The organism is Pseudomonas aestiva (genome assembly GCF_039908605.1).
Lineage (GTDB): Bacteria > Pseudomonadota > Gammaproteobacteria > Pseudomonadales > Pseudomonadaceae > Chryseomonas > Chryseomonas aestiva.
The window spans coordinates 4,279,474-4,296,672 of the sequence record NZ_CP150916.1; the positions used below are offsets into that span (position 1 = coordinate 4,279,474).

At 65.8% G+C, this 17,199-nt stretch carries 17 protein-coding genes; 13 read left to right on the forward strand and 4 right to left on the reverse strand.

The annotated features are described in order from the left end of the window. The first annotated feature begins 4 nt into the window (after positions 1–4). Complete coding sequence (locus AABM56_RS19825; RefSeq protein WP_133861495.1) at positions 5–2,425, forward strand: penicillin-binding protein 1A; 2,421 nt, start codon at positions 5–7, stop codon at positions 2,423–2,425. Positions 2,426–2,479: 54 nt separating this feature from the next. Here AABM56_RS19825 and AABM56_RS19830 read toward each other — a convergent pair whose 3' ends face one another. The 3 genes from AABM56_RS19830 to rpmE all read right to left on the reverse strand — a co-directional run bounded on the left by AABM56_RS19830 (position 2,480) and on the right by rpmE (position 4,903). Next, the gene (locus tag AABM56_RS19830) at positions 2,480–3,748 is read right to left on the reverse strand and encodes a malic enzyme-like NAD(P)-binding protein (protein WP_133861496.1); all 1,269 of its coding nucleotides are present in this window, start codon (positions 3,746–3,748) and stop codon (positions 2,480–2,482) included. A 112-nt stretch (positions 3,749–3,860) separates the two neighbouring features. Continuing rightward, a complete protein-coding gene (locus tag AABM56_RS19835) occupies positions 3,861–4,688 on the reverse strand; it encodes a thermonuclease family protein (RefSeq protein WP_133861497.1) in 828 nt (275 codons plus the stop codon). Then, positions 4,688–4,903, reverse strand: a complete 216-nt coding sequence (rpmE, locus tag AABM56_RS19840; protein ID WP_133861498.1) for a 50S ribosomal protein L31 — start codon at positions 4,901–4,903, stop codon at positions 4,688–4,690. Before rpmE ends, AABM56_RS19835 begins: the two co-directional genes overlap by 1 nt. 157 nt (positions 4,904–5,060) lie before the next feature. Between rpmE and AABM56_RS19845 the strand changes: the two genes are divergently transcribed. The 6 genes from AABM56_RS19845 (at position 5,061) to AABM56_RS19870 (ending at position 12,455) form a co-directional block, all read left to right on the forward strand. Beyond that, a complete protein-coding gene (locus tag AABM56_RS19845) occupies positions 5,061–7,274 on the forward strand; it encodes a primosomal protein N' (protein ID WP_133861499.1) in 2,214 nt (737 codons plus the stop codon). A 96-nt stretch (positions 7,275–7,370) separates the two neighbouring features. After that, positions 7,371–9,128: an arginine--tRNA ligase gene (gene argS, locus AABM56_RS19850; RefSeq protein ID WP_263259282.1), complete on the forward strand. Its 1,758-nt coding sequence runs from the start codon at positions 7,371–7,373 to the stop codon at positions 9,126–9,128. An 18-nt stretch (positions 9,129–9,146) separates the two neighbouring features. Further along, on the forward strand, positions 9,147–9,884 hold the full coding sequence (locus AABM56_RS19855; RefSeq protein WP_133861501.1) for an SPOR domain-containing protein: 738 nt from the start codon (positions 9,147–9,149) through the stop codon (positions 9,882–9,884). Positions 9,885–10,129: 245 nt separating this feature from the next. Then, the gene (hslV, locus tag AABM56_RS19860; RefSeq protein ID WP_017641034.1) at positions 10,130–10,663 is read left to right on the forward strand and encodes an ATP-dependent protease subunit HslV; all 534 of its coding nucleotides are present in this window, start codon (positions 10,130–10,132) and stop codon (positions 10,661–10,663) included. 19 nt (positions 10,664–10,682) lie between these two features. After that, positions 10,683–12,032, forward strand: coding sequence for an ATP-dependent protease ATPase subunit HslU (gene hslU / locus AABM56_RS19865; RefSeq protein ID WP_042136625.1), 1,350 nt, complete (start codon positions 10,683–10,685; stop codon positions 12,030–12,032). Between the two features lie 51 nt (positions 12,033–12,083). Continuing rightward, the gene (locus AABM56_RS19870) at positions 12,084–12,455 is read left to right on the forward strand and encodes a DUF971 domain-containing protein (RefSeq protein WP_263259281.1); all 372 of its coding nucleotides are present in this window, start codon (positions 12,084–12,086) and stop codon (positions 12,453–12,455) included. 7 nt (positions 12,456–12,462) lie between these two features. Here AABM56_RS19870 and AABM56_RS19875 read toward each other — a convergent pair whose 3' ends face one another. Next, positions 12,463–12,741 (reverse strand): polyhydroxyalkanoic acid system family protein, encoded by a 279-nt coding sequence (locus AABM56_RS19875; protein WP_347883656.1) that lies wholly within the window; start codon positions 12,739–12,741, stop codon positions 12,463–12,465. A 151-nt stretch (positions 12,742–12,892) separates the two neighbouring features. Between AABM56_RS19875 and ubiE the strand changes: the two genes are divergently transcribed. From ubiE to AABM56_RS19905, 6 genes are all read left to right on the forward strand, one after another. Next, positions 12,893–13,663: a bifunctional demethylmenaquinone methyltransferase/2-methoxy-6-polyprenyl-1,4-benzoquinol methylase UbiE gene (gene ubiE, locus AABM56_RS19880; RefSeq protein ID WP_017641038.1), complete on the forward strand. Its 771-nt coding sequence runs from the start codon at positions 12,893–12,895 to the stop codon at positions 13,661–13,663. Then, positions 13,663–14,298, forward strand: a complete 636-nt coding sequence (locus AABM56_RS19885) for an SCP2 domain-containing protein (protein ID WP_263259280.1) — start codon at positions 13,663–13,665, stop codon at positions 14,296–14,298. The genes ubiE and AABM56_RS19885 overlap by 1 nt, the downstream gene beginning before the upstream one ends. After that, positions 14,295–15,893, forward strand: a complete 1,599-nt coding sequence (gene ubiB, locus AABM56_RS19890; protein ID WP_263259279.1) for a ubiquinone biosynthesis regulatory protein kinase UbiB — start codon at positions 14,295–14,297, stop codon at positions 15,891–15,893. The genes AABM56_RS19885 and ubiB overlap by 4 nt, the downstream gene beginning before the upstream one ends. A 277-nt stretch (positions 15,894–16,170) precedes the next feature. Beyond that, on the forward strand, positions 16,171–16,572 hold the full coding sequence (gene hisI, locus AABM56_RS19895; RefSeq protein WP_133861506.1) for a phosphoribosyl-AMP cyclohydrolase: 402 nt from the start codon (positions 16,171–16,173) through the stop codon (positions 16,570–16,572). Next, the gene (locus tag AABM56_RS19900) at positions 16,565–16,897 is read left to right on the forward strand and encodes a phosphoribosyl-ATP diphosphatase (RefSeq protein ID WP_133861507.1); all 333 of its coding nucleotides are present in this window, start codon (positions 16,565–16,567) and stop codon (positions 16,895–16,897) included. Before hisI ends, AABM56_RS19900 begins: the two co-directional genes overlap by 8 nt. Before the next feature lie 27 nt (positions 16,898–16,924). After that, positions 16,925–17,191, forward strand: coding sequence for a twin-arginine translocase TatA/TatE family subunit (locus AABM56_RS19905; RefSeq protein WP_059230854.1), 267 nt, complete (start codon positions 16,925–16,927; stop codon positions 17,189–17,191). Positions 17,192–17,199 lie beyond the last annotated feature (8 nt).

Consider the following 17,199-nt stretch of genomic DNA (forward strand, 5'->3'; position numbering starts at 1 on the left):
CTTGATGCGTGTTCTGAAATTTTTCTGGTGGTCGTTGGTCGCCCTGGTCTGCAGCCTTTTGCTGGGTCTCAGCGGTGCCTTCCTCTACCTCAGCCCCAGCCTGCCCTCCATCGACGCCCTGCGAAACGTGCAACTGCAGATCCCTCTGCGGGTGTACAGCGCGGACGGCAAACTCATCGCCGAATTCGGCGAAATGCGCCGCTCGCCGCTGCGGTTCAACGAGATACCGCCCAACTTCATCCATGCCCTGCTCTCCGCCGAGGATGACAACTTCGCCAATCACTATGGCGTGGATGTGAAAAGCCTGGCGCGCGCGGTGAGCCAGCTGGTCAAGACCGGACACATCCAGACCGGCGGCAGCACTATCACCATGCAGGTCGCCAAGAACTACTTCCTGACCAGCGAACGCAGCTTCTCGCGCAAATTCACCGAGATCCTCCTGGCGCTGCAAATCGAGCGCCAACTGAGCAAGGACGAGATCCTCGAGCTCTACGTCAACAAGATCTACCTGGGCAACCGCGCCTACGGTATCGAGGCCGCCGCCCAGGTCTACTACGGCAAGTCCATCAAGGACCTGACCGTCGCCCAGATGGCGATGATCGCCGGTCTGCCCAAGGCGCCGTCGCGCTACAACCCGGTCGCTAATCCTGAGCGTAGCCTGGAAAGACGCAACTGGATCCTCGAACGCATGTTCAAGCTCGGTTATATCGATCAGGCGGCCTACCAGGCCGGCATCGCCGAGCCGCTCGAGGCCTACCACCACGTCGCCGTGCCTGAACTCAACGCCCCCTACATCGCCGAAATGGCGCGGGCGGAAATGGTCGGGCGCTACGGCGGCGACGCCTATACCGACGGTTATCAGGTCTATACCACCATCGACAGCCGGCTGCAGACGGACGCCTTCAACGCCGTGCGCGACGGCCTGACCGACTATGACCGCCGCCATGGCTATCGCGGCCCCGAGGCCCAGTGGCCCAACCGCAGCCGCGCCGAGTGGACCGCGCTGATCCAGAAGCAGCGCATCGTCGGCGGCCAGGATCCGGCTCTCGTCACCCAGGTGGAGAAGAGCGGCATCCTGGTCCTGACCCGCGAGGGCAAGGAAGAGGCGGTCTCCTGGGACTCGATGAAGTGGGCACGCCCCTACCTCAGCGCCAACAGCCTGGGGCCGCGCCCGAACGGTCCGGCCGACGTGGTCAAGGTCGGCGATCTGATCCGGGTGCAGCGCCAGGACGATGGCAGCCTGAAGTTCTCGCAGATCCCCAAGGCGCAGAGCGCCCTGGTGTCGCTCGACCCCCAGGATGGCGCCATCCGCGCCCTGATCGGTGGCTTCTCCTTCGAGCAGAGCAACTACAACCGCGCGACCCAGGCCCGCCGCCAGCCCGGCTCCAGCTTCAAGCCGTTCATCTATAGCGCGGCCCTGGAGAAGGGCTTTACCGCCGCCAGCCTGGTCAACGATGCGCCCATCGTCTTCATGGACGAGAATCCCGACGAAGCCTGGCGACCGAAGAACGACAACAACACCTTCCTCGGCCCCATCCGCCTGCGCGAGGCGCTGTATCGCTCGCGCAACCTGGTGTCCATCCGGGTGCTGCAGGCCATCGGCATCGACTATGCGCTGGATTACGTCAGTCGCTTCGGCTTCGAGCGCGATCAGTTGCCACGCAACCTGTCCCTCGCCCTCGGCACCCCGGGCCTGACGCCGCTGGAGGTGGCCACCGGCTGGTCGGTGTTCGCCAACGAAGGCTACAAGGTGACGCCCTACGTGGTCGATCACGTGACCGATCGCGACGGCAAGGTGGTCTATCGCACTGCCGCGCCGCGGGTGCCCCAGCAGGTGCAGGCCAAGGCCGCAGCCGGCGTCGAGGTCACGCCGGTGGCCGATACCGCCGCCACCGATCCGGCCAATCCGCCGCCGGTGTTCGCGCCCCAGGTCATCGACCCGCGCAACGCCTTCATCATGAACAGCATGCTGCAGGACGTGATCAAGCGCGGTACCGGGCGCAAGGCGCTGGAACTGGGTCGCAACGACCTGGCCGGCAAGACCGGCACCACCAACGAATCCAAGGACACCTGGTTCTCCGGCTACAACGGCGACTACGTGACCACGGTCTGGGCCGGCTTCGATCAGCCCGAAACCCTGGGTCGCCAGGAATTCGGTGGCACCGTGGCCCTGCCGATCTGGATGAGCTACATGGGCGCGGCGCTCAAGGACAAGCCGCCGCATCAGCTCAAGGAACCGGACGGCATCGTCTCCATCCGCGTCGATCCCACCACGGGTCGCGCCGCGCCGCCCGGCACGCCCAACGCCTATTTCGAGCTGTTCAAGAGCGAGGACACCCCGCCGAGCCTGGACGAGCTGCCGCCCGGCGTCGCGCCCGGCACGCCGCTGCCCTCCAGCGAAAACGTGCCCATGGACATCTTCTGATCCGCGCCCAATAAAAAACCCCGCCTTGGCGGGGTTTTTTTATTGCTTCGGACCTTACTTGGCGAAGACGTCATCCACCGACTTCAGCGGATAGTTCGCCGGATAGGGCAGCGTGGCCACGCCGGTTTCGATGGCGGCCTTGGCCACGGCATCGGATACCAGGGTGATCAGGCGCGCGTCCATCGGCTTGGGAATGATGTACTCGCGACCGAAGCTCAGGCTGTCGACGTTGTAGGCGGCGCAGACTTCCTTGGGCACCGGCAGCTTGGCCAGATCACGCAGGGCCAGGGCCGCGGCGATCTTCATCTCTTCGTTGATCACCCGGGCGCGAACGTCCAGGGCACCGCGGAAGATGAAGGGGAAGCCCAGCACGTTGTTGACCTGGTTCGGATAGTCGGAGCGACCGGTGGCCATGATCACGTCGTCGCGGGTGGCGTGGGCCAGCTCGGGGGTGATTTCCGGATCCGGGTTGGAGCAGGCGAAGACGATGGGGTTGGCCGCCATGCGCTTGAGGCCTTCCGCCGACAGCAGGTTCGGACCGGACAGACCGACGAAGACATCGGCGCCTTCGAGGGCGTCGTCCAGAGTGCGCTTGCTGGTCTCGGTGGCGAAAGCCGCCTTGTACTGGTTCAGGTCGCTGCGACCGCTGTGGACCACGCCCTGACGGTCGATCATGTAGATGTTCTCGACCTTGGCGCCCATGCTGGCCAGGAGGCGCATGCAGGAGATGGCGGCAGCGCCGGCACCCAGGCAGACGATCTTGGCGTCCTCCAGGCGCTTGCCGGCGATTTCCAGGGCGTTGAGCATGCCGGCGGCGGTGACGATGGCGGTGCCATGCTGGTCATCGTGGAAGACCGGGATGTCGCACTGCTCGATCAGGGCGCGCTCGATCTCGAAGCACTCGGGCGCCTTGATGTCTTCGAGGTTGATGCCGCCGAAGGTGATGGAGATGCGCTTGACGGTGTCGATGAAGGCCTGGGGGCTCTCGGCGTCCACCTCGATGTCGAAGACGTCCACACCGGCGAAGCGCTTGAACAGCACGCCCTTGCCTTCCATCACCGGCTTGGAGGCCAGCGGGCCGAGGTTGCCCAGGCCGAGGATGGCGGTACCGTCGGAGATCACGGCGACCAGGTTGCCCTTGCCGGTGTAACGGTAGGCCAGTTCGGGATCGCGACCGATCTCGCGGACCGGTTCGGCGACGCCGGGACTGTAGGCCAGGGACAGGTCACGGGCGGTCGCGGTGGGCTTGGTCAGCTCGACGCTGAGTTTGCCGGGGCGCGGCTGGGCGTGGTATTCGAGGGCGGCGGTTTTGAGATCAGACATTATTGGTATATCCGCGTGGTGTGGGTCTTGGGTCGGGCGAGAATACGCAAAGACTCAAGGTGCCACAAGCAATCGGCCATATGCCTGAAATCAATCGCAATACGACTTTCGGCTAAAACGATTCAACCCGCAAACCCAGCATGTGCGGGTCGCTCAGGGTCATCTGCCAGCGCCCGCGACCCGCGTCCTGGCGCCGACTGCGATCGACGATCCAGCCTCGGGCTTCGAGATCGCGCCCTGTCCATTGGCGCAGCGGCACCTCGTCGAAGGCCGCGACGAAGCGCTCGGGGACATTGACCACCAGATCGCCTTCGAACTGCAGCCAAAGGCCGCCACGATTGCGCTCGACGTCCAGCAGACGCCCCCGCACCACGGCGAAACCACTCTCTTCTATGCGGGTCGAGGCGATGGTCGGATCCTGCTTCCAGACGCCCCGTCGCGCCTTGCGCGCCTGGCGTTCCGCGGCGGCCTGACAGGCGGCCAGCCGGGTATTGGGGGCGATGGCGACGGCATAGCCGAAGCCCTCGGTGATCAGCCGGGCTTCCAGGTTGCCGCCCTGGCGATCATAGAGATGCGCCAGGGTGCGACCATAGTGGTCGGTCGCCTCGCTGCCCGGCACCAGCCGCAGGCGCTCGTCGCTGGCCGCGACCAGCTCCTGCAGCCGCCTACGCGCCGCCTCGGCATAGGGCTGGGCGGTACCGCCGGACGTGCCCAGCTCCGGAGCATTGACGCCGATCAGGCGCACCGAACGGCCGTCGACCAGGCGCAGGGTATCGCCATCCACCACCTGGCGGACCACGACCTCCTGTCCGCCCGGCAGCAGCGGACAGTCCGCCGCCTGGGCCGCCGGTGCGCCAGCCAGGCCACAAACAAAAAAGGCGCCCCAGAGGGACGCCTTTTTCAGTGTCGAACCATGCAGAGATGGCCGACGGCAGCGCATTACTTGTTGCTGCCGAACACGCCGAAGCGCTGCTTGAAGCGATCGATACGGCCGCCAGCGTCCAGGACCTTCTGCTTGCCAGTGTAGAACGGGTGGCATTCGGAGCAGACGTCCAGGTGAATGTTCTTGCTCAGGGTCGAGCGGGTCTTGATGACGTTGCCGCAGCTGCAGGTGGCTTCGATGGCATCGTACTGCGGATGGATATCAGCTTTCACGGGACTATCCTCGGGGTCTAGCTGTGCCGCCACCCGGCGCCATTGCCGGATACCGCACAGATTTGGGCTGCGAATCATACCAGAGCAGATAGGAGGTGCAAGCAGCTCCCTCACCGCCCGTCTGCTACCATCGGGCTTTCCTCCTGCGAGCCCTGCCGTGCCCCTGATCCTGCGCCTGGCGCTGCCCTCCCCACTGCGCCGCCTGTTCGACTATCTGCCGCCCAAGGGAGTGGTCGAGGAGCAGTTGCGCCCGGGCGTGCGGCTGCGGGTACCCTTCGGTCGCCGCGAGGTGGTCGGGGTGCTGATCGAGGTGGCCCGGGAAACCGAGGTGCCGCCGGACAAGCTGCGCAAGGCGCTGCAACTGCTCGACGAGCGTCCGCCGCTGCCCAGCGCGCTGTTCGAGCTCTGCCAGTGGTCTGCCCAGTACTATCAGCACAGCCTCGGCGACACCCTGAGCTGGGCACTTCCTGCCCTTTTGCGTCAGGGGGAGCCGGCCGAGCGACGACTGCAGCGCTTCTGGATCGCCCAGCCCGATGCGCGCCCGGAAGATCCACGCCTGGCCCGGGCGCCGCGCCAGCGCGAGGCACTCAAGACCCTGCGCCAGCACCCCCACGGGGTGCTGCACGAATTGCTCGGCCAGCTCGGCCTGGTCAAGGACAGTCTCGATCTCCTACAGGCCAAGGGCCTGGTCAAGGTGGAGACCCGCTATCACCAGCCGACCCGGCACCAGGGCTCCTGGCTGGCCCAGGCCGAGTTGCCACTCAACAGCGAGCAGCGCCTGGCCTATGAAGCGGTCCGCGCCAGCAGCGGCTTCCACTGTTATCTCCTGGAAGGGGTGACCGGCAGCGGCAAGACCGAGGTCTATCTGCAACTGATCCGCGCCACCCTGGAAGCGGGGCGCCAGGCGCTGCTGCTGATCCCCGAGATCAACCTGGGCCCCCAGACCCTGGGGCGTTTCGAGCAGCGCTTCAATGCGCGCATCGCCCTGCTGCACTCGGCGCTGACCGATCGCGAGCGCATGGATATCTGGCTGGCCGCCCGCGATGGCGAACTGGACATCGTGGTCGGCACCCGCTCGGCGCTGTTCACCCCACTCAAACACCCTGGGCTGATCATCGTCGATGAGGAACACGACGCCTCCTATAAACAGCAGGAGGGCCTCAGGTACCACGCCCGCGACCTGGCGGTGGTTCGCGCGCGCTTCGAGAATCTGCCGGTGGTGCTGGGCTCGGCCACGCCCTCGCTGGAAAGCCTGCACAACGCCGACCAGGGGCGCTATGCCCACCTGCGCCTGTCACTGCGCGCCGGCGGTGCCCAGCCGCCACGCTTCGAGCGCCTGGACGTGCGCAGTCGCCCGCTCGACAGCGGTCTGTCCCAGCCACTGCTCAAGGCCATGGGCGCGACCCTGGAGCGCGGCCAGCAGGTGCTGGTGTTCCTCAATCGTCGCGGCTTCGCCCCCACCCTGCTCTGCCACGACTGCGGCTGGCTGGCCCAGTGCCCACGCTGCGATGCGCGCATGACCTATCACCGCGGCTCCGGCGAATTGCGCTGCCACCACTGCGATCAGCGCCAGACGCCGCCGCGGCATTGCCCGTCCTGCGGCAAGCTCGACCTGCGCCCGGTGGGCGCCGGTACCGAACGCGCCGAGGAACGCCTGCAGCTGCTGTTTCCGGACGTCCCGGTGCTGCGCATCGACCGCGACACCACGGCGCGCAAGGACGCCCTGGGCAAGCTGCTGAGAATCATCCACAGCGGCGCGCCCTGCATCCTGGTCGGCACCCAGATGCTCGCCAAGGGGCACCACTTTCCCAAGGTGACCCTGGTGGCCGTGCTGGACGCCGACAGCGGGCTGTTTTCCGCCGACTTTCGTGCCAGCGAGCGCATGGCCCAGCAGATCGTCCAGGTGGCCGGTCGCGCCGGTCGCGCCGAGGAACCAGGGCAGGTGCTGATCCAGACCCATCTGGCCGATCATCCGCTGATGGTGCAGCTGGCCGAGGAGGGCTATCCGGCCTTTGCCCGCCAGGCTCTGCAGGAGCGCCGCGCCGCCGGGCTGCCGCCCTTCGCCTATCTGGCGCTGCTGCGCGCCGATGCCCATCGCCAGGACCAGGTGGAGAATTTCCTGGAGGCGGCCTATCACGTCGCCGAGGGCCTGGCGGTCAATCTCGCCCTGCCTCAGGTGGAGTTGCTGGGGCCGGTACCGGCGCCGATGGAGCGCCGAGCCGGTCGCCACCGGGCCCAGTTGCTGCTGCAGAGCAGCAGCCGCGCGCCTCTGCATCGCCTGCTGGGCATCTGGGTCGTCCAGCTGGAAAGCCTGCCTGAAGCCCGTCAGGTACGCTGGTCGCTGGACGTGGATCCCATCGATCTCTTCTAGTGGCATTGGCTTACCATTGGCAAGGCCGGGCTCGCCACGGATAATGCCGGGTTTTCATCGCAGTGCGCGCTCGGCGCACGCCGAAGGCCAATGATCATGAAAGACAGCATCCGCCAGCTCATCCAGCACGCCCTCGACCGCCTGATCGCCGACGGCACCCTGCCGGCCGACGTGGCTCCGGCCATCCAGGTCGAAAACACCAAGGACAAGAGCCACGGCGACTTCGCCAGCAACGTCGCCCTGCTGCTGGCCAAGCCGGCCCGCGCCAAACCCCGCGATCTGGCCGAAAAGCTGCTCGCCGCCCTGCCCGCCGATCCGGCGGTCAGCAAGGTGGAAATCGCCGGACCCGGCTTTCTCAATTTCTTCCAGAATCACGCGCAACTGGCCGCGCGCCTGGATGCCGCCTTCGCCGATCCGCATCTGGGGGTGCCCAGGCACGAGCCGCGTCAGCGCGTGGTGGTGGACCTCTCCTCGCCGAACCTGGCCAAGGAAATGCACGTCGGTCACCTGCGTTCCACCATCATCGGGGACGCCGTGGCGCGGGTGCTGGAATTCCTCGGCGACGAAGTGATCCGCCAGAACCACGTGGGTGACTGGGGCACCCAGTTCGGCATGCTTCTGGCCTACATGGAAGAGCAGCCGCAAGCCGCCGAAGGCGAGCTGGCCGATCTCGAGGTGTTCTATCGCGCCGCCAAGGGTCGCTTCGACGCCTCGCCGGAATTCGCCGCCCGCGCGCGCGAACTGGTGGTGGCGCTGCAGGCCGGCGATGCCCACTGCCTGCGGCTCTGGGAACGCTTCAATGCCGTTTCCCTGTCCCATTGCCAGGAAGTCTACGACCGCCTCAACGTCTGCCTGACCCCGGCCGACGTCAAGGGCGAGAGCGCCTACAACGACGACCTGGCCCAGGTGGTGAGCGATCTGGACGCCGCCGGCCTGCTTACCGAGAGCGACGGCGCCCGCTGCGTCTTTCTCGACGAATTCAAGAACGCCGAGGGCAATCCGCTGCCGGTGATCGTGCAGAAGGCCGGTGGCGGCTATCTCTATTCCACCACCGACCTGGCCGCCATGCGCTACCGCAGCCGCCAGCTGCACGCCGATCGGGCGCTCTACTTCGTCGACCAGCGCCAGGCCCTGCACTTCCAGATGGCCTTCGAGGTGGCGCGCCGCGCCGGCTTCGTCGCGCCGACCATGCAACTCGAGCACATGGGCTTCGGCACCATGAACGGTGCCGACGGTCGCCCGTTCAAGACCCGCGACGGCGGTACCGTCAAGCTGGTCGACCTGCTTGACGAAGCCGAGGAACGTGCCTACCAGCTGGTCAAGGAGCGCAATGCCGGTCGCGCCGAGCGTGGCGAGGCACCCTTCAGCGAGGACGAATTGCGCCATATCGGCCGCGTGGTAGGCATCGCCTCGGTCAAGTACGCCGACCTGTCCAAGCACCGCACCAGCGACTACAGCTTCAACTTCGAGCAGATGCTCAGCTTCGAGGGCAATACCGCGCCCTATCTGCTGTACGCCTACACCCGCGTCGCCAGCGTGCTGCGCAAGGCCGAGCAGAGCGAACCCGCCGGCAGCATCCGCCTGGATGCCCCGCAGGAGCAGGATCTGGGCGGTCGCCTGGCGCAATTCGGCGAAATCCTCGCCAGCGTTGCCGACAAGGGTACCCCGCACCTGCTGTGCAGCTACCTCTATGACTTGGCCGGCCTGTTTTCCAGCTTCTACGAGAACTGCCCGATCCTGACCGCCGAGGACCCCGCGCTGCGCCAGAGCCGCCTGCGGCTGGCCGCCCTCACCGGGCGCACCCTCAAGCAGGGTCTGGAACTGCTCGGCCTGCACACCCTGGAACGCATGTAAGAGACGGATCACCGCCTGATGGCCACCAAGAAAGCCCCACCCAAGCGCGGCGCCAGTCGCAACACCTCGACTCCCAAGAAACAGCCCCTGCCCGGCTGGGTCTGGCTTGCGTCGGGTCTGGCCATCGGGGCCTTCGTGGTGTTCCTGATGAAGCTCGAACCAGGCAACAAGGCGGTGCAGCGTGCCAAGCCGGAAGAAGGCCGCCCGGCCGCCACGGCGGGCAATGGCAAGTCGTCGACCGCTACCGGCAAGACCGAGGGTACGCCGCCCACGCCGATCAAGCCCAAGTACGATTTCTATACCCTGCTGCCCGAATCCGAGGTGATCGTGCCGCCGGATGCCGTGCCGCGCAATCCGGCCGCCAAGCCGACCACCCCGGCCAAAGCGGATGCCGCCGCGACCCCGGCGCAACCCGGCCAGCCGGCGACCGCGACGTCGGCCACGCCCGCGACCACCCCGGGCCAGCCGGCCGCCACGCCGCCCAAGGAAGCCACCACCAAGGCCCAGCCGCCGGTAACCCTGTTCTTCCTCCAGGCCGGCTCCTTCCGCACCCAGGCCGATGCCGACCGGGTCCGCGCCCAGATCATCATGCTCGGCCAGGACGTGCGCGTGGAATCGGGCAAGGTCAAGGACGACACCTGGTACCGGGTACTGGTCGGTCCCTACAGCGATCGCGACCAGCTGACCCAGGCGCAGAAACAGCTCGCCGGCAGCGGCTTCAAGAATCTGTTGCTGCAGCAGCGACGCGGTCACTAAAGAGTCTGCCCATGGCCTGCTGCGCGTCGGCCAAACGGCGTTGAAAACTCTCTCGGAATGCTCATTTACCACGCGTAAACTGCGCTTCCTCGAGAACTTTCGCCTGGTTTGGCTCTAGCTCGCGAGGCCGTGAACAGACTCTCACCTGCCGAATCCCCCCGCCGCGACGCTTGAAGGGCGCCGCGGCCATCCCCATATCTCCGCTTAACCGGGGCCGACGCCCCAAGCAACGCGGAGAGATTCCCTTGACCACCATCGTTTCTGTACGCCGCAACGGCAAGGTCGTGATCGGCGGCGACGGCCAGGTTTCCCTGGGCAACACCGTCATGAAAGGCAACGCCAAGAAAGTCCGGCGGCTGTACCGGGGCGAGGTGCTGGCCGGTTTCGCCGGCGGTACCGCCGACGCCTTCACCCTTTTCGAGCGCTTCGAGGCGCAACTCGAGAAGCACCAGGGCCACCTGGTCCGCGCCGCCGTCGAGCTGGCCAAGGACTGGCGTACCGACCGTGCCCTGCGCCGTCTGGAAGCCATGCTGGCGGTCGCCAACAAGGACGCCTCCCTGATCATCACCGGCAACGGCGACGTGGTGGAACCCGAAGAAGGCCTGATCGCCATGGGCTCCGGTGGTGCCTATGCCCAGGCCGCCGCTCGCGCCCTGCTCATGCACACCGACCTCAGTGCCCGCGAGATCGCCGAGACCTCCCTGAATATCGCCGGTGACATCTGCGTGTTCACCAACCGCAACCTGACCATCGAGGAGCTGGACGCGCCCCAGGCGTGATCCGGTTTAGAGACTGCCCATGTCCATGACCCCCCGCGAGATCGTCCACGAACTCAATCGCCACATCATCGGCCAGGACGACGCCAAGCGCGCCGTGGCCATCGCCCTGCGCAACCGCTGGCGGCGCATGCAGCTGCCCGTCGAGCTGCGTCCCGAGGTCACCCCCAAGAACATCCTGATGATAGGTCCCACGGGTGTGGGCAAGACCGAAATCGCCCGGCGCCTGGCCAAGCTGGCCAATGCGCCCTTCCTAAAGGTGGAAGCCACCAAGTTCACCGAGGTCGGCTATGTCGGCCGCGACGTCGAGTCCATCATCCGTGACCTCGCCGACGCCGCGGTGAAGATGCTGCGCGAACAGGAAATGGTGCGTAACCGCCATCGCGCCGAAGACGCCGCCGAAGAGCGCATCCTCGATGCCCTGCTGCCGCCGGCGCGGCCGTCGGTGGGCTTCAGCAACGAGCCCCAGCCGGCATCGACCGATAGCAACACCCGTCAGCTGTTCCGCAAGCGCCTGCGCGAAGGCCAGCTGGACGACAAGGAAATCGACATCGAGGTGGCCGATGCCCCCGCTGGCGTCGAGATCATGACCCCGCCCGGCATGGAGGAGATGACCAGCCAACTGCAGAATCTCTTCGCCGGCATGCACAAGGGCAAGACCAAGCAGCGCAAGCTCAAGGTCAAGGAAGCGCTCAAGCTGGTGCGCGACGAAGAAGCCGCGCGCCTGGTCAACGAGGAAGAACTCAAGGGCCGCGCCCTGGAAGCCGTCGAGCAGCACGGCATCGTCTTCATCGACGAGATCGACAAGGTCGCCAAGCGTGGCAACACCAGCGGTGCCGATGTCTCCCGCGAGGGTGTGCAGCGTGACCTGCTGCCGCTGATCGAAGGCTGCACCGTCAACACCAAGCTGGGCATGGTCAAGACCGACCATATCCTGTTCATCGCCTCGGGCGCCTTCCACCTGTCCAAGCCCAGCGATCTGGTGCCGGAGCTGCAGGGTCGTCTGCCGATTCGCGTCGAACTCAAGGCGCTGACCCCGCAGGACTTCGAGCGCATCCTCACCGAGCCGCATGCCTCCCTCACCGAGCAGTATCGCGAACTGCTCAAGACCGAGGGGCTGCTGGTGGAATTCGCCGCCGACGGCATCACCCGCATCGCCGAGATCGCCTGGCAGGTCAACGAGAAGACCGAGAACATCGGTGCCCGGCGCCTGCACACCCTGCTGGAACGCCTGCTGGAAGAGGTGTCCTTCAGCGCCGCCGACCTCGCTGGCCAGCAGAATGGCGAGCCCATCGTCATCGACGCGGCCTATGTGAACGGCCACCTGGGCGAACTGGCGCAGGACGAAGACCTGTCTCGCTATATACTGTGACGATACTGCCGGCGCCGCTGGGCGCCGGCTTCTCCCGCGAGATCAGTTGCCATGCGTACCCCAACCGCCATCCAGCTCCACAAGGCTTCCAAGACCCTCAGCGTCAGCTATGGCACGGAAACCTTCGAGCTGCCCGCCGAATTCCTGCGGGTGCACTCGCCTTCGGCCGAGGTCCAGGGACACGGCAATCCGGTATTGCAGTGGGGCAAGCAGCAGGTCGGCATCAGCGCCGTCGAACCGGCGGGGCGCTACGCCATCAAGCTGACCTTCGATGACGGCCACGACAGTGGTTTGTTCAGCTGGGACTATCTCTATGAACTAGGCAGTCGCCGCGACGAACTCTGGGCCGACTACCTGGAGCAGCTGGCCCGCGCCGGCAAGACGCGGGACCCACACGTCAGCGCGGTCAAGCTGATGCTCTAGCCCTGGCTCAGGCCGCCAGGGCCTTGTCCAGCTTGCGCTCGATCTCTTTCTCGATCTGGCCACTGAGCATCGAGAACATCATGCCCAGGGTCGCCAGCATCCGCACCCGGTCTTCACCGACCTCGATCCGTCCATCCACGCCGCTGCGCGTGAATGTCAGGGTATCGCCTTCCCAGGCGCAGGCCACCCCATAGTCACGCGTGAGTTTTTCGGCCAGTTGATCGGCCTTCTGGCGAACGCCTTCCAAGCCAAGCGAATGGCTGCGTTCGATGGTGATCTGGGACATCGGGGAACTCCGGATAAGGGGCCCTGACTATAGCGAGGGCCCGCCACGTCGCCAATCGCGAGAACCGAGCGGTCAGCCCCGGTTTTAGCCGGGCATGCCGGGCGATCGGCCTGCTAGAATGCCCTCTTGTCCCTGTCCCAGGTGTAGCCCCATGAGCGATCCGCGCAAAGGCCCCGAGGCCGAATCCCAGACCCACTTCGGCTACCAGAGCGTTCCGGAGAGCCAGAAGGCTTACAAGGTCGCGGAGGTCTTCCATTCGGTGGCGGCCAAGTACGATGTGATGAACGACCTGATGTCGGCGGGCATCCACCGGCTGTGGAAGAGATTCACCATCGAGCTCTCCGGCGTGCGCCGCGGCAACCGCGTGCTGGACATCGCTGGCGGCACCGGCGACCTGACCAAGCAGTTCGCCCGCCTGGTCGGCCCCACCGGCGAGGTGGTCCTGGCCGACATCAACGATTCCATGCTCCGGGTCGGCCGCGACCGCCTGCTCGACGAAGGCGTCGCCAGCAATGTGCGCTTCGTCCAGGCGGATGCCGAGAAGCTGCCCTTCCCCGACAACCATTTCGACTGCATCACCATCGCCTTCGGCCTGCGCAACGTCACCCACAAGGACCAGGCCCTGGCCTCGATGCTGCGCGTGCTCAAGCCGGGTGGCCGGCTGCTGGTGCTGGAGTTCTCCAAGCCCACCAATCCGCTGGTGTCCAAGGCCTATGACGCCTACTCCTTCGGCTTCCTGCCCTTGATGGGCAAGCTGGTGGCCGGTGACGCCGAAAGCTATCGCTACCTGGCCGAATCCATCCGCATGCACCCCGATCAGCAGACCCTCAAGGCCATGATGGAAGAGACCGGTTTCGCCCGGGTCACCTTCCACAACATGACCGGCGGCGTGGTCGCCCTGCATCGCGGCATCAAGCCCTGATGGCCCTCGTCACCCAGGCATTGCTGGCCGCGCTTGAGCGTGGCCTGAATCCGCTACTGGCGCTCGACCCCGTGGCCTTGCCGCGGCTGGCCGGCCTGACCGGCCGGGTGATCGCGGTGCAGACCCGGCAACCGGCGCTGCGCCTGTACGTCCTGCCCGCCGGTGACGGCCTGCATTTCGCCGCCCATCACGAAGGCGATATCGACTGCACCCTGAGTGCCCCGGCGACACGTCTGGCCGAACTGGCCCTGGCCCGTGACAAGCAGCGGGTGCTGCACCAGCCGGACGTGCGTCTGGAAGGCGACAGCACCCTGCTGATCGAGCTGGCCGACATCCTGCAGAAGCTGGAGCTGGACTGGCAGCACGAGGTCAGTCGCTGGCTTGGCCCGCTGCCGGCGGCGCTGCTGGGCGATCTGGCCCGGCGCGGCCAGGCGCTCGGTGGACAGAGCCGTGACAGCCTGCAACTGACGCTGTCCAACTGGCTGAACGAGGAGAGCCGCCAGCTGGTGGGTCGTCTCGAAGGTGAGGCCCGCTTCGCCGAGATCGATGCCCTGCGCCTGGACGTGGATCGTCTCGACGCCCGTCTCGCCCGCCTGGGCACCGCCCGCAACACCAGGGATAACCCCGACGAATGAAGCTGTTCGCTGCCCTCAACCGCCTGTTGCGGATCTTCTTCGTGGTCATCCGCTATCGGCTTGACGACATCGTCTATGCCCTGCCGCTGCCCTGGTACCTGCGTGCCACCCGCTACGTGCTGCCCTGGCGCTGGTTGCCACGTCCGAGCAAGACCCTGCCGCGCGGCGCCCGTCTGCGCCTGGCGCTGGAAGGTCTGGGACCGGTGTTCGTCAAATTCGGGCAGATCCTTTCCACCCGGCGCGACCTCATGCCGGAGGATATCGCCGACGAACTGATGTTCCTGCAGGACAAGGTCCCGCCCTTTCCGCCGGAAAAGGCCGTGGCGCTCATCGAGTCCCAGCTTGGCGTACCCATCAAGCAGGCCTTCGCCCGCTTCGATCACCAGCCGCTGGCCTCGGCCTCGGTGGCCCAGGTCCATGCCGCCCAGCTGCGGACTGGCGAAGAGGTGGTGGTCAAGGTGGTGCGCCCGGGGCTTAAGAACATCATCAGCCAGGACATCGCCTGGCTGTTCCTGCTGGCGCGCCTGGCCGAACGGCTGTCCGCCGAAGCCCGCCGCCTGCACCCGATGGACGTGGTCAGCGACTACGAGAAGACCATCTACGACGAGCTGGACCTGTTGCGCGAAGCGGCCAACTCCAGCCAGCTCAGACGCAATTTCGACGGCTCCGAGCGCCTCTATGTGCCCCAGGTGTACTGGGACTGGTGCCGCGAGCGGGTGCTGGTCATGGAGCGCATCTACGGCATCCCGGTAACCGACCTGGCCGCCCTGCGCGACCAGGGCACCGACTTCAAGCTGCTGGCCGAGCGAGGGGTGGAGATCTTCTTCACCCAGGTCTTCCGCGACAGCTTCTTCCACGCCGACATGCACCCGGGCAACATCTTCGTCAGCACCGCCAAGCCCTGGGATCCGCTCTACATCGCGGTGGACTGCGGCATCATCGGCAGCCTGACCCCCGAGGACCAGGACTATCTGGCGCGCAACCTCTGGGCCTTCTTCCAGCGCGACTACCGCAAGGTCGCGCAGTTGCACATCGACTCCGGCTGGGTACCGGCCAACACCCAGGTCAACGAACTGGAAGCGGCCATCCGCACCGTCTGCGAACCCATCTTCGAGAAGCCGCTCAAGGACATTTCCTTCGGCCAGCTGCTGTTGCGGCTGTTCCAGGTGGCGCGCCGCTTCAACATGGAGATCCAGCCGCAACTGGTGCTCCTGCAGAAGACCCTGCTCAACATCGAAGGCCTGGGCCGCCAGCTCTATCCGGACCTGGATCTCTGGTCCACCGCCAAGCCCTACCTGGAAAAGTGGATGCGCAAGCGGCTGAGTCCGCCGCAGGTCGCCCGCAATATCCAGCAGCAACTGGAGCAGATCCCCCATCTGGCGCAGATGGCGCGCGATACCCTGGAACGCATTACCCAGCCGCATCGCAAGGATCCACCCAATCCCTGGGGCAGACGCAACGACGACTGGATCGTGCGGGTGGTCGGTGCGGTCCTGCTGGTGGGTGCGGCACAGCTGGGTCTCGATCCCCAGCCCCACGCCTGGCCGGCCTGGGCCATGCTGGTCGGCGGCCTGGTTCTGGTGATCAGGCGCTGAACTCCTTAAGCTGTAACCGTCCTGTCATTTTTATCGGGCGAAATACACGCCCTCAGCCACTGGTGCCCTGCCGCTGTATTCGAGTTGCGTCTTGTGCGAGGCTAGGGCCTGTCTGAAAAGTCGCCGAGCGAAGGTCAGGCAAGGCAAAAATTCGTGAGGAAGCGGAGTTTACGAACGGTAAATGAGCATTCCGAACGGATTTTTAACGCCACATGACCGAGCGCAGGCAATTTTCGGACAGAGCCCTGTACCCTAATTCGTAGTATTGAACAGACTCATGAGCGACTGGTTAGACGAGATCCACTGGAACAGCGACGGCCTGGTACCGGCCATCGCCCAGGACCCCACCTCGGGGCGCATCCTGATGATGGCCTGGATGAACCGCGAATCCCTGGCCCTGACCGCCGCCGAAGGCCGTGCAGTCTACTGGTCGCGCTCGCGCAACCGCCTGTGGCGCAAGGGCGAGGAGTCCGGTCACGTACAGCGCGTCATCGAACTGCGCCTGGATTGCGACGCCGACGTGGTGGTGCTGCAGGTGGAGCAACTTGGCGGCATCGCCTGCCACACCGGTCGGGAGAGCTGCTTCTATCGCGTGCTGCGCGATGGCGAGTGGACGACCGTCGACCCGGTGGTCAAGGATCCCCAAGCGATCTATGCCGGAGGGCACGGCCATGACTGACACCCTAACGCGTCTGGCGCAGGTGCTGGAAGAACGCAAGCAGGCCGCCCCGGATTCCTCCTATGTGGCCAGCCTCTATCACAAGGGCCTGAACAAGATCCTAGAAAAGGTCGGCGAAGAAAGCGTCGAGACCATTCTCGCGGCGAAAGACGCCGCCATCAGCCAGCAGTACGACGACGTCATCTACGAGACCGCCGACCTCTGGTTCCACAGCCTGATCATGCTCTCGGCCCTCGGCCAGCATCCCCAGGCCGTGCTGGACGAACTGGATCGTCGTTTCGGCCTCTCCGGGCACGCCGAAAAGGCCGCCCGCACTCAATCCTGACCCCAAGCTTCGCAACGAGGAAAGACCATGGGTATCTTCGACTGGAAACACTGGATCGTCATCCTGCTCGTCGTGGTGATCGTCTTTGGCACCAAACGCCTGAAGCATCTGGGCTCCGACGTGGGCGAGGCCATCAAGGGCTTTCGCAAGGCCATGCACACCGACGAGGACGACAAGGCCGAACAGCCGACGCCTACCACCAGCACGGCCAACCCGAATGCTCCCCTGAATCGCCCCCAGACCTTCGACGCCGAGCACCGCAAGGTCGAAGAGCCGGTGGTACGCAAGGACTAAGGCCCCGC